Raw genomic sequence first — 13,218 nt, forward strand, 5'->3', positions numbered from 1 at the left:
CACCAAGGGCCGCAAATGGGGTGCCGTGCACAATCCGTGCATACACCGAGGAGAGCGTGAATGTCCGATCTTGCGAAAACGCCGGGAGAGATTGAAGACGTCCTGGCTTCGGTCCGACGCCTTGTGTCCGACCACGCGCCCGCTCGCGATGACGCGCCGCAACGAGCTGCGGAAGCGCAGTCCGAAGAGGCGTCGTCAGAGGCTCCTGCGTCTGAGCCTGAACAGCCCAACGCCTTGGTTCTGACGCCCTCCTTCCGGGTCACCGATCCGGAGGATCCTTGGGTTCCCGTTCCCGAAACCTCTGACGCGCCCGAGCCGCAAGCGGATGCCGCGTCGGATGCAGAGGATCTCGTCTCCGAGTTGATGAATGCGGATAGCGAGGGCAACGCCGCCGCAGAGCCGCACGCTGACACGTCGGTCGAAAGCGAGCCTGCCCCTGAAGCGCGCGATGACGCGGACTGGCAGCCTGATGATCGGCTTGCGAGCTTCGATGTTGTGGGTTCCGTCGATGGCGACGCGGTGGAAGACGACCGGCCGTTGCCCGAACCGTGGGTTGACGGGCAGGGCGACGCGGAAGCCGCGCCGACGCAGCCCGAAGATGCGGTCACCGAACCGCTGCGCCTTGACGGCGCGCATGCCACGGATGCTGATTTCGAGCCTGAGTCCGACCCCGCTGATTTCGAATCCGAGACCGGCGATGACGATTGGCCCGAGAGCAGCGCGGAGGCCGCTCTGCTGACGCTGGTCGCGCGCCGCGAACCTTTCAGCGAAGCCTCAGACGCCGAGGCTGAACCGTCGAAAGATGATGCAGAGCCGGAAGGCAATGCTGACACTTCCGAGGCGGTTGCAGCTGATGGCGAGGATGCCCCCGCCGACGCAGAACCCGAAGGCGATGCAGAGCAGCCCGACGCTGCAACTGTCGCGCCGACGGAAGCTGCCTTTGCGCCGGTCGAGGATCAACACACGTCCGACGCCACGCCGCATCTTCGTGAGGTCGGGACGCTCGACGTCGACGAAGTCGCGAGGAGCAACGAAGAACCGGCAGCCGATGAACACGCGGCATCCGAGGCTCCGCAGCCCGAGCCGCGCCACCCGGAAGAGCCAGCCGCCGATCCGGTCGAGGACCTCGGCGACGAGCGGTCTCCGTTCACTTTCCCCGAGACCGACGAGGGCATTCTGGACGAGGACACGCTGCGCGAGATCATCGTGGAGGTTGTGCGGGAAGAGTTGCAGGGCGTCTTGGGCCAGCGGATCACCCGCAATGTCCGCAAGATGGTCCGGCGCGAAATCCGTCTCGCCTTGGCAGCCGAAGACCTCGAATAAGTCGCGGTGTCCGAGGGCGGATCTTGATAAGACGAAACAGCCTCGCCCCCCTCGGAGATCCCATTGGTTCTTGACCTGACCGCGCCTGCGCCCACTTTGTGAGCCATGTTTCCGATCCGAGATCATAATCCGTCCGAGCGGACGCCCATCGTTACCTGGGCGCTCATGGCGATCAATATCGTGGTTTTCCTGTCGTATTTCCCGGCTCTTGGTGGAGACGAGGTGCAACTGCTGCGGTTCTACCTGACCTGGGGCATGGTCCCCGAGGGCGTGTCGCAGGGCTACAACTGGCACACCGTCTTCACCTCGATGTTCCTGCACGGCGGCTGGATGCACCTGATCGGCAACATGCTGTTCCTCTATATCTTCGGCGATAACCTCGAGGATATGATGGGCCGTGTGGGCTTCCTGCTCTTCTACCTTGCCAGTGGCGTTGCGGCGGCGGCGGGGCAGGTCTTGGCGGAGCCGTCTTCACTGGTGCCCATGGTCGGCGCCTCGGGCGCGATTGCAGGGGTCATGGGCGGCTACCTCCTGATGTTCCCGCGCGCGCGGATCGATGTTGCCGTAATCCTCGTGATCTTCGTGAAAATCTTCACCATCCCGGCCTGGCTGATGTTGGGCCTGTGGTTTGCCTTGCAGCTGGTCAGCGGCCTGTCGATGGACCTTGTCGGCGGCGGCGTGGCCTATTGGGCCCATGCGGGCGGCTTCGTCGCCGGGGTGGTGCTGGCCATGCCGTTTTTCCTGCGCCGCGGCGGCGCACGTTATTGGCAGACCTGGAACGGGAAGCCGCCCCATGACGAGATGGAATACCGGGTCGTGAAACGCGCGCGGTCGCCGATCCCCTCGGTACAGCGCGCCCGCAGCCCCAAGGGCGTCGATCGCCCCCTGTCGGACCTGGGCCGGGTGCCGCGCGCAGGGACGCGCCGCGTCCAGCGCGGTCCGTGGTCCGGTCGAAATTGAGGGCTGAAAGTCGCGGGGCGGCTTAAGCGCGCTCGGAATATTCCATGGTCTCGGTGTTCACGACGATATCTTCGTCCTGACCCACGAAGGGCGGCACCATGACCTTCACGCCATTGTCGAGGATTGCCGGCTTGAACGAGTTCGCCGCGGTCTGACCCTTCACCACCGGCTCGGTCTCGACGACCTTGCAGGTGACCTTCTGGGGCAGGGTGGCGTTCAACGCCTCGTCCTCGTGGAACTCCACGACGATCGTCATGCCGTCCTGCAGGAAGGGACGACGCTCGCCCAGAAGCTCGGCCGGCAGTTCGATCTGCTCGTAGGTCTCGGCGTCCATGAACACCAGCATCCCGTCGGATTCATAGAGGAATTGCTGATCCTTCTGCTCCAGTCGAACACGCTCTACTTTGTCCGCTGATCTAAACCGTTCGTTCAGTTTTGATCCGTTACGAAGATTGCGTAGCTCGACCTGCGCGAAGGCTCCGCCCTTGCCGGGTTTCACATGGTCAACCTTGACGGCGGCCCAGAGGCCCCCGTTGTGCTCAAGGACGTTGCTTGGACGAATCTCATTTCCGTTAATTTTCGGCATGTGTCAAAACCTTGGCAAAACCTTGAGAATTAGTTGGTCGAACCTATATCTTGGCACTTGAGGGGTGTCCATACACCGGAAACTGTGACCGAGAACAGCGCGCCATGCATAGGTAGCATAGCACCTATGTGATATTTGCATCCCTGTTACGCACAGAATCTGGGCATAACAAGCGGCACGCCGTAAATGCAAGAGCAATAAAAGGAAGCGAAATGCGGGATTTCGTTGACGGAACCGCCTTCAACTTTGAACAAGGCACACGGGCGCGGAAACTTTTCGCAGCCGTCGTCTTGGCAGCGTTGGATGATGCGATCGCCGATGACAAGAAATACGGGAATGGTCCAGAGCAAATCGCTCGCTGGGCTCGCTCGCGTGATGGACGTGAAGTTTTGTCCTGCGCGGGTATTGACCCGAACGAACGCGTTGTGAATGGCCTCATGGCCTTCGTAGCAAACGGTGTTCGCACCTCCGTGGCACTCAGCCGCGAAGAAAGCGAGCGTCGTAACCAGGCCGAAGCAGCCTGAAACTGACGTTACAAGCTGCCACTTCGAAAGCGCGCCCCTCTGCAGGGCGCGTTTTTCGTTTGTGCACTATGGCTTGCAATCGAGGTGCAAGCTGACTTCAGTATCCTAAGCTGACGGAGGGGCGACATGGCGAAGGCGGACATCGGATTGATCGGGCTCGGGACGATGGGCTCTGCCCTCGCTCTCAACATCGCGGAGAAGGGCTTCAAGGTCGCGGTCTGGAACCGCACGACGGCCACGACCCACGAATTCGCTCGGGAAGCGGGCGCTCTGGCCGCCAATATCGTGGCGACAGAGACGCTGGAAGATCTCGTGGCGGCCATAGACGGCCCGCGCGCCATCATCCTGATGGTGCCTGCAGGGGCTCCCGTCGACCAGCAGATCGCGGCGCTTGATCCACACCTCGACCCGGACGACATGGTCATCGACGCGGGCAACGCCAACTTTCGCGACACGATCCGCCGAATGACGGAGCTCTCGCGGCCCTTCCTCGGCATCGGCGTGTCCGGTGGCGAAGACGGCGCACGTCACGGCCCGGCCATCATGGGAGGCGGTGACCCGGCCCATTGGGCGCGGGTGGAGCCGATCCTCATCGCGATTGCCGCGAAGTTCGAAGGCTCGCCCTGCGCCAACCTGATGGGCGAAAACGGTGCGGGGCACTTCGTCAAAGCGGTGCACAACGGTATTGAGTACGCCGACATGCAGTTGATCGCCGAGGTCTACGGGATCATGCGCGACGGGTTGAGCATGGCGGCGCCCGAGATCGGCAAGCGGTTCCTGCAATGGGACGAGGGGCGGCTGAGTTCGTACCTGATCGAAACCTCGGCGGCCGTAGCCTGCGCCCACGACGAAGCCACGGACGGCCCGCTTCTCGACGTGATCGTGGACGCGGCAGGCCAGAAGGGGACCGGGCGCTGGACGGCGATCGAGGCGCAACACCTCGGCACGCCGATCCCGGTGATCGAAGCTGCCGTGGCCGCCCGCAACATGTCCGCGCAGCGCCCGTTGCGTGCGGATCTGGCCGAGCGATTTGGCGGCGTGGACACGCTCGACATATCCGTCGAGACGTTGGAGGCGGCGCTCACCTGCGGCAAGATCCTCTGCTACGCGCAGGGCTTCGACATGCTCCGCGCCGCCGCTGTCGCCTTTGAGTGGTCGCTGAAGCCAGAGGTGATCGCGCGCAATTGGCGGGCTGGCTGCATCATCCGCTCTGCCATGCTCGACGACATGGCCGCCGCTTTCGAAGCCGCGCCCGAGACGACGCTGATGGCCGCGCCCTATTTCGCCGATATCCTGACCGAGACCATCGGTGCTCTGCGCGCCACGGTCATCGCTGCGAATGGTGCCGGCCTGCCGGTGCCCGCCATGTCAGCCGCGCTCGCCTATTTCGACACCATGCGTCAGGCCCGGGGTACGGCGAACATGATCCAGGGGCAGAGGGATTATTTCGGCCTGCACGGGTTTGTGCGTGTGGACAGCGGCGCGATGGATCAGCACGGGCCGTGGGCCGACGATTGACGCCTCGGCCGCGGCATCAGGTTGCCGTGACCGTCGCGGCGAGCGTGAGCGCCCCGTCGAGCGAAGTTCCTTCAGGCGTCCCAATGTTCTCGGCCATCTCAGGCGGCAGGAACGGCGCGTAGGCGGGGGCGAGCCCCCCGATGGGCACGATCTTCTCGCCCGCTTCCCACCCAAGGTGCCGGAGCCGCTGTGCGATCTGTTGTGCGCTGTCGATGACGAGGGCGCGGGCGTTGGGGTCTCCGCCATGGGCCGCCTCGATGATCCGCGGCGCGAAACGCGCGAAGTCGGCCGGAGCGGCCTGTGCCGCAAAGCTGACGATCGCGGCGGTGGAGCCGATCTCGGCCAGAACCTGCTGCGTGAGGTCCGATGGCGGGAACAGGCCATCGGCGCTCTCCAGAATGCGGCTCAACAAGCCTCGCCCGAGGTAAGCGCCCGAAGCCACGTCACCCAAAACCAAGCCCCATCCGCCGATCACGCGCTCAACGCCCGCCGCGCGGCGGCCGATGAAAGAGCCGGTACCGATCCCCAGAACGCATCCGTCCGAGTGCCCCAGGGCGCCTGACATGGCCGTGCGTCTGTCGTCCTCGACCCGCACGCATCGCAGGGGCAGTTGCGCTGCAATCTCTGCGCCCATGGCGGCATCCATGACGCCGGCCAAGCCGATGTGGGCGGGGATGGAGGAGAGATTCTCGATGCTTACACCCGCCTCTTGCGCGAGCGAGGAAAGGCCGTCGCGCAGTGTCGCGATGGTGCCGGCCATATCCGTGGAGGCATTGGCCCCGCCGCGGCGCAGGTCGTACCGCGTGCCATCGAGCACGAGCGCGAAGCGACAGTTGGTGCCGCCGCCGTCGATCCCGATCCGCGATGTGAGTGATTGCTCTGCCATGGGGCACAATTAGGCAATCCGGGCGGGAAAGACCAATCGAAACAGGCGCGCGGATTGATCTGCGTCAAGGCAGGGGGCGCGGGCAATAGTGCAAACCGGTCGGGCCAAGCCGCATGAAGGAGCCGCGTTGATGGACCCCGTGTTACAGAAGTACGCCGCGCGCGCGACGCCGCGCTACACCAGCTATCCCACCGCGCCGCATTTCCAGAAGGACTTCTCCGAAATCCGTTACCGCGACTGGCTGTCCAAACTGGAGCCGCGAGAGCCCGTGTCGCTCTACCTCCACGTGCCGTTCTGCCGCCAGATGTGCTGGTATTGCGGTTGCAACATGAAGCTCGCGGCCAAATATGGTCCCGTCGGCGACTACGCGAGGACGCTGCGCAAGGAGATTGCGCAGCTGGCGGAGGCGCTGCCGGATCGGATGCAGGTCTCTCACCTGCATTGGGGCGGGGGCACGCCCACCGCGCTTTCCCCGGACGATCTGCAGATGCTGATGGACGAGGTCCGCGAGCACTTCGATTTCGCGCCGGAGGCTGAGGTCGCGATCGAGAGCGATCCGCGCACGCTCAGCGCCGACATGGCCGCACGGATCGGCGATCTGGGCTTCACCCGCGCGAGCTTTGGCGTTCAGGAATTTGACCTGAAGGTACAAAAGGCGATCAACCGCGTGCAGCCTCCCGACATGGTGGGCCGCAGCGTGAACCAGTTGCGCAGTCATGGCGTGGAGGGGATCAACTTCGATCTGATCTACGGCCTCCCTTACCAGACCGTCGATAGCCTCGTGGAGACCGTGAGGATTTGCGCGGCTCTGCAGCCAGACCGCGTGGCGCTCTTCGGCTATGCCCATGTGCCTTGGATGGCGAAGAACCAGCGGGTGATCCCGGACGAGGCCCTTCCCGGTGCGGCAGCGCGCCATGCGCAGGCGACGGCGGCAGCGGAGGCTCTGCAGGCGGAGGGCTACGTGGCCATTGGCCTCGATCACTTTGCGCGACCTGACGATGCCCTCGCGGTTGCCGCCCGCGCGGGAACCCTGCGGCGCAACTTTCAGGGCTATACGACTGATCGCGCCAAGACGCTGATCGGCCTTGGCGCGAGCTCCATCGGACGCACGCCCTCGGGTTTCATCCAGAACATCGCAGAGACGGGCGCATGGGCCCGCGCGGTGGAGGCCGGGCATCTGCCCGTCGCCAAGGGGTTGCCGCTCACCGCGGATGACCGGCTCCGCGCCGAGGTGATTGAGCGGCTGATGTGCGACGGCCACGTCGACGCTGCCGCGATTGGCAGGCGCCATGGAGCTGCACCCGGTTGGTGGCGGCAGGCGGAAGCCACGCTGCACGAGATGGCGGCGGACGGGCTTTTGACGATGTCTAAGGGATGCTTTGCCATGACCCCGCGGGGCCGACCCCTTGTGCGCCTCGCGGCCGCCGCGTTCGACGCCTATCTGCAGGAAAGCACGGCCCGTCACTCGGTCGCGGTCTAGGGCGCGCCGAACCAGACAGGGGCGTCGCCTTCTACCCAAGGGGTGTACTTCGGCATGATCTGCGCGAAATGCGCCCCTTCGGTGAAACCGTCCAACCAGCGGATAAGGGCGGGCCAAGGCTGCGCGTCGAACCACGCACGATCGGTGTTGGCGAATTGGCGCACGAACGGCCAGATCGCGTGGTCGGCGAGACTTGCTTGATCGCCGCAAAGCCACTTCTGCGCAGCAAGCCGGGCTTCCAGCGCGTGAAGATAGCCTGCCGCCTTCTGGCGCTCTGCCACCGGGTCGAACTCCGGATGGCGCACGGCATATTTCGTGTGATCGAGCGCGTCCTTGAACGGCCCGTCATTGGACTCGATCAACTGCCATCCCTCATCCGGCATCTCGAGCAGCCCGTCGGGGTCATTCCGCTCCAGCGCCCAGATCATGATGTCGAGGCTTTCGTCGATGACCCTGTCGCCCAGGCGCAGCGCCGGGACGGTTGCGGAGGGAGAGGTGCGCAGAAACGCCTCCGGCTTGTCGCGCAGGACGATCTCTCGCAGCTCAACCCTCTGTCCTGCCAGCAATATCGCCCCTCGTGCGCGCATCGCGTAGGGGCAGCGGCGGAAACTCCAGAGGATCGGGGAGGCTGTCATGGCGAGGGCCTTTGCACGGTGACGCGTTCATCCGCCCAAATGTCGCATAGCCTGCCTGCGCGTGCCAGCAGCGCGCGAGACGCCCATTCATCGGCAGAAACCCTATGGCCACTCGCGGCGCGATCAGGCATTCGTAGGCGTATTAACGAAACGCCACCACGCGCCGACGTTCCTGCCCTTCCATGGGCGTCATTGGCCCGGTGTGGGGCAGATGCTGGGAGACAGAGACATGAGAACCAAAGCCGCCGTTGCCGTTGCCGCCGGACAACCTCTCGAAATCATGGAGGTCAATCTTGAGGGCCCTCGCGCGGGTGAGGTTCTGGTCGAGATCAAGGCCACGGGCCTCTGCCATACCGATGAATTCACCCGCTCGGGCGATGACCCTGAGGGCATCTTCCCGGCCATCCTCGGCCATGAGGGCGCAGGTGTCGTGGTGGAAGTGGGTGAGGGCGTGACCAGCCTTGAAGTCGGCGATCACGTGATCCCGCTCTACACGCCCGAGTGCCGCGAGTGCGAATACTGCCTCAACCCCAAGACCAACCTCTGCCAGTCGATCCGCACGACCCAGGGCGCAGGCCTTCTGCCCGACGGCACGACCCGCTTCTCGATGCTCGACGGCACGCCGATCCACCATTACATGGGCTGCTCGACCTTCGCCAACCATACGGTTGTGCCGGAAATCGCGCTCGCCAAGGTCCGCAAGGACGCGCCCTTCGACAAGATCTGCTACATCGGCTGTGGCGTGACCACGGGCATCGGTGCGGTGATCAACACCGCGAAGGTGGAGATCGGCAGCCGGGCGATTGTCTTCGGCCTCGGCGGTATCGGCCTGAACGTGATCCAGGGCCTGCGCCTTGCCGGTGCGGATCAGATCGTGGGCGTCGACCTCAACGACAGCAAGGTCGAGATGGGCACCCACTTCGGCATGACCGATTTCGTGAACCCCTCGAAGGTCGAGGGCGATCTGGTCGCGCATCTGGTCGAACTGACCGGGGGCGGCGCGGATTACACCTTTGATGCCACCGGCAATGTGCAGGTCATGCGCACCGCGCTGGAAGCCGCGCACAAGGGGTGGGGCGAGAGCATCATCATCGGCGTGGCACCCGCCGGCGCCGAGATCTCCACCCGTCCGTTCCAACTGGTCACCGGCCGCAGCTGGCGCGGTACGGCTTTCGGCGGGGCCTCCGGGCGGACCGACGTGCCGAAGATCGTGGACTGGTACATGGACGGCAAGATCGAGATCGATCCGATGATCACCCACAAGCTCAGCCTGGACGAGATCAACCATGGCTTCGAGCTGATGCACGAGGGCAAGTCGATCCGCGCCGTCGTCGAATACTGATCCCTGAACGACACATGGGTGAAACGAAAAAGGGCCGTCGCGATGACGGCCCTTTTTTCGTGCTGGTTGCGCTGACGGCTCAGCTTGCTTCGGTTGCGTGAACCCTCTGCAGATCCTGCGTCAGCTCGACGATGGCTTCGAACAGCTTCTCGACGGCAGCGGCGTCGATGTCGCCCGCCAGCTCGTTGATCAGTTTCGCCTCGGTGCGCGCGCTTTTCTCGCCCAGTTCCGATAACCCGATGGAGCCGGCAATACCGGCGATCTTGTGCAACTCGCGTTCGATCCCGTGCAGGCAATCCGCAAGGTCTTCGCCGTCCGAAATACGCTCGAACTGGCAGCCGATTTCTTCCAGCCGCTCGGGGATCGATTGAACGAACCGCTGCCGGACCCGCGCCAACGCGTCCGAAAAGCGGCTGTTTGCCGAAGGGTTGGGGTGCGCCGCGGCCATCATCACGCCGCGCTCTTCCAGAGCTGCTTGTAGCGTGCTTCCTGAACTTCGTCGCTGACGCCGCCCAGAGCCTTGGAGATAAGCGATGTGGCCGAGAAGCCATTCAGGATACGGGGCCGGTGGATCGGCCCGATGCGAACCTGCGCGCCTTCTTCCTCGGGCAGGTAGACCGAGGTGTAGAGCGTCTCCAACTCGCCATTGATCAGGTCGCTCAGCTCCTCGGTGTCCAGCCCGATCGCGCGCGGCAGCACGACGATGAAGCGGCCAGAGCCTGCGTAGGAGACCAGTGGACGGTGCCGCTTGGTGTGATCGACGACGATGGCGGCGATGTCGTTGAGCGTGTCAGTGAACTCGTCGATGGGCACTGACGCGAAGCGGTCAGCCGCGCCCACGAGGGACACACTGAAGGCGCAGATGTTCGACATCCGGAGCCGCCCGAGGGTCAGCAGGTAGTTCTCCAACGCGAGGTAGTTGAGGATGCTGTCGCGCGCCTCCAGCGGGATCGCATCGCTGAAGCGCCACGGGTGGGGCGACTGCGCATTGCTGTGCTTGACCTGGTAATCCAGCTCGGCCACGCGCTTCACCATCCCGAGGCGGGCGGAAAGCTCTGCTGCCTGGATCGGCTTCACGACGTAATCGTCGGCGCCGGCGGCATAGGCCTGGTCGATGAATTCGCGCTGTTGCATCTGCGTGATCATGATGATCGGCGTTTGCGCGTGGCGCGCTTGCTGACGGACTTCCTTGGTCAACTCGATACCGTTCTTGACCGGCATCTGGATGTCGAACAGCAGGCAGTCGAAAGGAACGGTCGCCACGGCCAGCTCGTGCAGAGCCTCCATCGCGGATTTCACCGGCGTGATGTCGTCATATCCAATCGCGTTGAGGGTGGAGACGAGTAGATCCAGAAAGATGGGGTCGTCATCAACTGCAAGAAGTTTCACGGCTCAATTCCTATTTGTATTTGTCCACTGGTTCGCCAGCAGTTGTTTCGCGCATCCTCTGCCTGATCTGCCGCTTCCATGGTGCGGGAGCGCCTCGTTGGCTCCCTCGATTCACCACGGCATTAACCAAGCCTTAATCAATTGGTAGGAGCGGATTCGGGCGAAACTTTGTTCGCGAACGGGCGTCAAAATGAATTGAGACGGTTTTTGTTTCCAAACATGGGACTTGCGCAGCCAGGCAGGGTAGGGGGGGCCACGAGCCAGCTCGGATGGCCTAGTCGGGCCGCCACAAGCGCCAGACCTGTCGCCTCAACGCAGAAGGCGGACCAGTGGCCCGCCTCAAAATCTCGATCTATCGCAAAGGCTTACTGTTTTTCCCAAGCCGAGCGAATGTCGGGCCCCAGGCTCATGGGATCGAAAGGCTTGGTGATCACGGCAATCGCGCCCTGTTGCAGAAGCTCTTTTGAGAGGGAGTCTTCCGCCTTGGCGGTCATGAAAATCGTCGGAATTTCCGCGTAGCCTTCGGGGAGGGCTTTGATCTTCGCCCAAAGCTCCGGCCCCGTCATGCCCGGCATCATCACGTCGAGCAGAAGAAGGTCGGGGCGCGTCGTGGCGAGAAAATCCAGAGCCTCGGGCCCGGAACTCGACTGATACAACGTCAGCGAGTCGTCCATGCTCAGCGACATCTGAACGATATCGCGAATGTCGAAATCGTCATCAACGTGCAGGATGGTGCTCAGCTTCGGCATAGATGTTCCCTTTGTCCCCGAGGCTCGGGGATTGCCCGGGAATTGAAGTAGATTGCTCATGCAGCAGCTTCTTTCTCGACTTCCGCGCTGACCAGCTTCTTGAGGTCACAGTAGAAGATTGTGCCACGGTCTATCTCGGTGTTGAAGGAAATTGATCCTCCATGCAACTCCATGATCCGCTTCGAGATCGTCAGGCCAAGGCCGGTACCGGGCCGCGAGTAGCGCGCATCGGCGGTGACCTGGAAGAAGCTGTCGAACAGCGTCTTGCGGGCCGCCTCGGGGATGCCGGGCCCGTGATCTTCGACGCAGATGCGCCATGCATCGCCGGCGTCCTGAATATAAAGGTTCACGGTGCCCTCGGTGGGGGAGAACTTGGCGGCGTTCGACATGAGGTTCGCAAGAACCTGCATCATGCGGTCGGGGTCGGCCTGCACGACGGCCGGCAGATCGGTGGCATGCACCTTGAACTGGATGCTGGATTGCTCCGCATAGGACGCGTGGTTCTCGGCGGCCTCCTCCAGCAGGTCGAGCAGGTTCACTTCCTGCAGCGCGATGGTCATCTCGCCATCCTCGATCTTCTCCAGAACAAGGATGTCGTTGACCAATGCCAGAAGGCGATCGCTGTTGCGGTTGGCGATGGCAATCATGTGCTGCGCCTTGTCGCTCATCGTGCCGACGCCGCCGGATTCCAGCAGGCGGAGCGCGCCCTTGATCGACGTCAGCGGCGTGCGCAGCTCGTGGCTCACCGTGGACACGGAGGTCAGCTTCATCTTGTCGGCTTCCACACGGTCCGAGATGTCGCGCACGACCGAGATCAGGCTGCGGCGTCCGTCGGGACCGGTATCGAAGTGGGTCAGGATCTCGAGCGGGCCGATCTTGTGCTCGACGCGGAGGGTCACCTGCTTGGCCTCACCAATCTTCAGAGGCTCGAGATAGCGGCGGAACATGCCCTGGTCGAAGTCCTGGAAGGTGTCGAAAATGGACTTCTCTGACATGCTCTCGAACGTCCAGCCAAGACGCTCGCGCCCGTTGGCATTGACGTAGATGATCTTGTAGGTCTCGGCGTCATAGACGAAGACGCCGTCGGGCAGGCGCTCGATCAGTGCGTTCCGGCTTTCATCCGCCGCGTGGGATTGCGCCGCGGTCATGTCCGTGCGGATCGACACGCTTTCGGTGTGTACGCCGTTGTGGTCGAAGCGGGGAATGATGGTGGTGGCGACGCAAACGACATTGCCGTCTTTCGTCTTCAGGCGCTGTTCGCCTTTCCAGACCTTGCCCCGCGCCGCGATGGCGAGGACATCCTCGAAGCTCGGCCCCTGATCGTCGTCCACGTAGAGCATCGCGGGCGTCTTGCCCAAAAGCTCGGACGCATCGTAGCCGAAGGTGCGGACGAAATTCTCGTTCACCGATTTCATCCGGCCGTCGGGATGGGTCGTGCTGACGATGGTGTGCTGGTCCAGCGCCCGGTCGCGCAGGCCGATGGCATCGGCGTAGCCGCCAACCAGCGCCGAGGTAGCGCGTCGGTTGCTGGCGTGGGCCGCGCTCAGGCTGACGGCGGCGATCAGGCCGACCACTGCAGTGGAGACCAGGAAATAAGTTGCGAAGTCGGCGCGGCTGTTGATTTCGAGGGCAGGGACAAGCTTGTGCAGGCTAAAGGGCAAAGAGAACGCGATCAGCAGGTTGCCGAGCACCAAGATTGCCAATGTCCGTTTACTAAACCTGCTCATGACTCGCCTCAAAAATACTCAATATACCTAGTCAAAACCGTGGGTTGGATCGTTGTCCGTGCCTCGTTTCGTTAACTGACTTTGGCCAGAGAGTTGGGC

The 13,218-nt window shown here is 63.3% G+C and carries 13 protein-coding genes; 6 read left to right on the forward strand and 7 right to left on the reverse strand.

Annotation, left to right across the window (positions count from 1 at the left end; all coding sequences use genetic code 11):
- The first annotated feature begins 60 nt into the window (after positions 1-60).
- Together KYE46_RS06355 and KYE46_RS06360 are read left to right on the forward strand one after the other, a co-directional pair.
- Positions 61-1,323, forward strand: a complete 1,263-nt coding sequence (locus KYE46_RS06355) for an MSCRAMM family adhesin (RefSeq protein ID WP_219004255.1) — start codon at positions 61-63, stop codon at positions 1,321-1,323.
- Between the two features lie 105 nt (positions 1,324-1,428).
- The gene (locus KYE46_RS06360; protein ID WP_219004256.1) at positions 1,429-2,283 is read left to right on the forward strand and encodes a rhomboid family intramembrane serine protease; all 855 of its coding nucleotides are present in this window, start codon (positions 1,429-1,431) and stop codon (positions 2,281-2,283) included.
- 22 nt (positions 2,284-2,305) lie between these two features.
- Here the strand turns inward: KYE46_RS06360 and efp are convergent, their stop codons facing one another.
- A complete protein-coding gene (efp, locus tag KYE46_RS06365) occupies positions 2,306-2,869 on the reverse strand; it encodes an elongation factor P (RefSeq protein WP_219004257.1) in 564 nt (187 codons plus the stop codon).
- A gap of 212 nt (positions 2,870-3,081) precedes the next feature.
- On the opposite strand from efp, the gene KYE46_RS06370 reads away from it, so the two are divergent.
- Together KYE46_RS06370 and gndA are read left to right on the forward strand one after the other, a co-directional pair.
- Positions 3,082-3,393, forward strand: coding sequence for a DUF6280 family protein (locus KYE46_RS06370; protein ID WP_068354230.1), 312 nt, complete (start codon positions 3,082-3,084; stop codon positions 3,391-3,393).
- Positions 3,394-3,519: 126 nt separating this feature from the next.
- Complete coding sequence (gene gndA, locus KYE46_RS06375; protein WP_219004258.1) at positions 3,520-4,911, forward strand: NADP-dependent phosphogluconate dehydrogenase; 1,392 nt, start codon at positions 3,520-3,522, stop codon at positions 4,909-4,911.
- A gap of 16 nt (positions 4,912-4,927) precedes the next feature.
- On the opposite strand, the gene KYE46_RS06380 is transcribed toward gndA, so the two are convergent.
- Positions 4,928-5,797: a glucosamine kinase nucleotide-binding domain-containing protein gene (locus KYE46_RS06380; protein WP_219004259.1), complete on the reverse strand. Its 870-nt coding sequence runs from the start codon at positions 5,795-5,797 to the stop codon at positions 4,928-4,930.
- Positions 5,798-5,927: 130 nt separating this feature from the next.
- On the opposite strand from KYE46_RS06380, the gene hemN reads away from it, so the two are divergent.
- A complete protein-coding gene (gene hemN / locus KYE46_RS06385) occupies positions 5,928-7,277 on the forward strand; it encodes an oxygen-independent coproporphyrinogen III oxidase (protein WP_219004260.1) in 1,350 nt (449 codons plus the stop codon).
- Here the strand turns inward: hemN and KYE46_RS06390 are convergent.
- On the reverse strand, positions 7,274-7,912 hold the full coding sequence (locus KYE46_RS06390; protein WP_219004261.1) for a glutathione S-transferase: 639 nt from the start codon (positions 7,910-7,912) through the stop codon (positions 7,274-7,276). The two genes, hemN and KYE46_RS06390, sit on opposite strands and share 4 nt — an antisense overlap.
- Positions 7,913-8,141: 229 nt before the next feature.
- Between KYE46_RS06390 and KYE46_RS06395 the strand changes: the two genes are divergently transcribed.
- Positions 8,142-9,254, forward strand: a complete 1,113-nt coding sequence (locus tag KYE46_RS06395; RefSeq protein ID WP_219004263.1) for an S-(hydroxymethyl)glutathione dehydrogenase/class III alcohol dehydrogenase — start codon at positions 8,142-8,144, stop codon at positions 9,252-9,254.
- Positions 9,255-9,333: 79 nt separating this feature from the next.
- Here the strand turns inward: KYE46_RS06395 and KYE46_RS06400 are convergent, their stop codons facing one another.
- From KYE46_RS06400 to KYE46_RS06415, 4 genes are all read right to left on the reverse strand, one after another.
- A complete protein-coding gene (locus KYE46_RS06400) occupies positions 9,334-9,705 on the reverse strand; it encodes an Hpt domain-containing protein (protein ID WP_219004266.1) in 372 nt (123 codons plus the stop codon).
- Positions 9,705-10,643: a response regulator gene (locus KYE46_RS06405; protein ID WP_219004268.1), complete on the reverse strand. Its 939-nt coding sequence runs from the start codon at positions 10,641-10,643 to the stop codon at positions 9,705-9,707. The genes KYE46_RS06400 and KYE46_RS06405 overlap by 1 nt, the downstream gene beginning before the upstream one ends.
- A 365-nt stretch (positions 10,644-11,008) precedes the next feature.
- Positions 11,009-11,392, reverse strand: coding sequence for a response regulator (locus tag KYE46_RS06410; protein ID WP_219004270.1), 384 nt, complete (start codon positions 11,390-11,392; stop codon positions 11,009-11,011).
- Positions 11,393-11,448: 56 nt separating this feature from the next.
- A complete protein-coding gene (locus KYE46_RS06415) occupies positions 11,449-13,119 on the reverse strand; it encodes a PAS domain-containing sensor histidine kinase (RefSeq protein WP_219004272.1) in 1,671 nt (556 codons plus the stop codon).
- Positions 13,120-13,218 lie beyond the last annotated feature (99 nt).

The organism is Gymnodinialimonas ceratoperidinii (assembly GCF_019297855.1).
Lineage (GTDB): Bacteria > Pseudomonadota > Alphaproteobacteria > Rhodobacterales > Rhodobacteraceae > Gymnodinialimonas > Gymnodinialimonas ceratoperidinii.

Coding starts and splice junctions, on each gene's coding strand:
- KYE46_RS06355 (WP_219004255.1), top strand. CDS start 61: ATGTCCGATCTTGCGAAAACGCCGGGAGAGATTGAAGACGTCCTGGCT.
- KYE46_RS06360 (WP_219004256.1), top strand. CDS start 1,429: ATGTTTCCGATCCGAGATCATAATCCGTCCGAGCGGACGCCCATCGTT.
- efp (WP_219004257.1), bottom strand. CDS start 2,869: ATGCCGAAAATTAACGGAAATGAGATTCGTCCAAGCAACGTCCTTGAG.
- KYE46_RS06370 (WP_068354230.1), top strand. CDS start 3,082: ATGCGGGATTTCGTTGACGGAACCGCCTTCAACTTTGAACAAGGCACA.
- gndA (WP_219004258.1), top strand. CDS start 3,520: ATGGCGAAGGCGGACATCGGATTGATCGGGCTCGGGACGATGGGCTCT.
- KYE46_RS06380 (WP_219004259.1), bottom strand. CDS start 5,797: ATGGCAGAGCAATCACTCACATCGCGGATCGGGATCGACGGCGGCGGC.
- hemN (WP_219004260.1), top strand. CDS start 5,928: ATGGACCCCGTGTTACAGAAGTACGCCGCGCGCGCGACGCCGCGCTAC.
- KYE46_RS06390 (WP_219004261.1), bottom strand. CDS start 7,912: ATGACAGCCTCCCCGATCCTCTGGAGTTTCCGCCGCTGCCCCTACGCG.
- KYE46_RS06395 (WP_219004263.1), top strand. CDS start 8,142: ATGAGAACCAAAGCCGCCGTTGCCGTTGCCGCCGGACAACCTCTCGAA.
- KYE46_RS06400 (WP_219004266.1), bottom strand. CDS start 9,705: ATGATGGCCGCGGCGCACCCCAACCCTTCGGCAAACAGCCGCTTTTCG.
- KYE46_RS06410 (WP_219004270.1), bottom strand. CDS start 11,392: ATGCCGAAGCTGAGCACCATCCTGCACGTTGATGACGATTTCGACATT.
- KYE46_RS06415 (WP_219004272.1), bottom strand. CDS start 13,119: ATGAGCAGGTTTAGTAAACGGACATTGGCAATCTTGGTGCTCGGCAAC.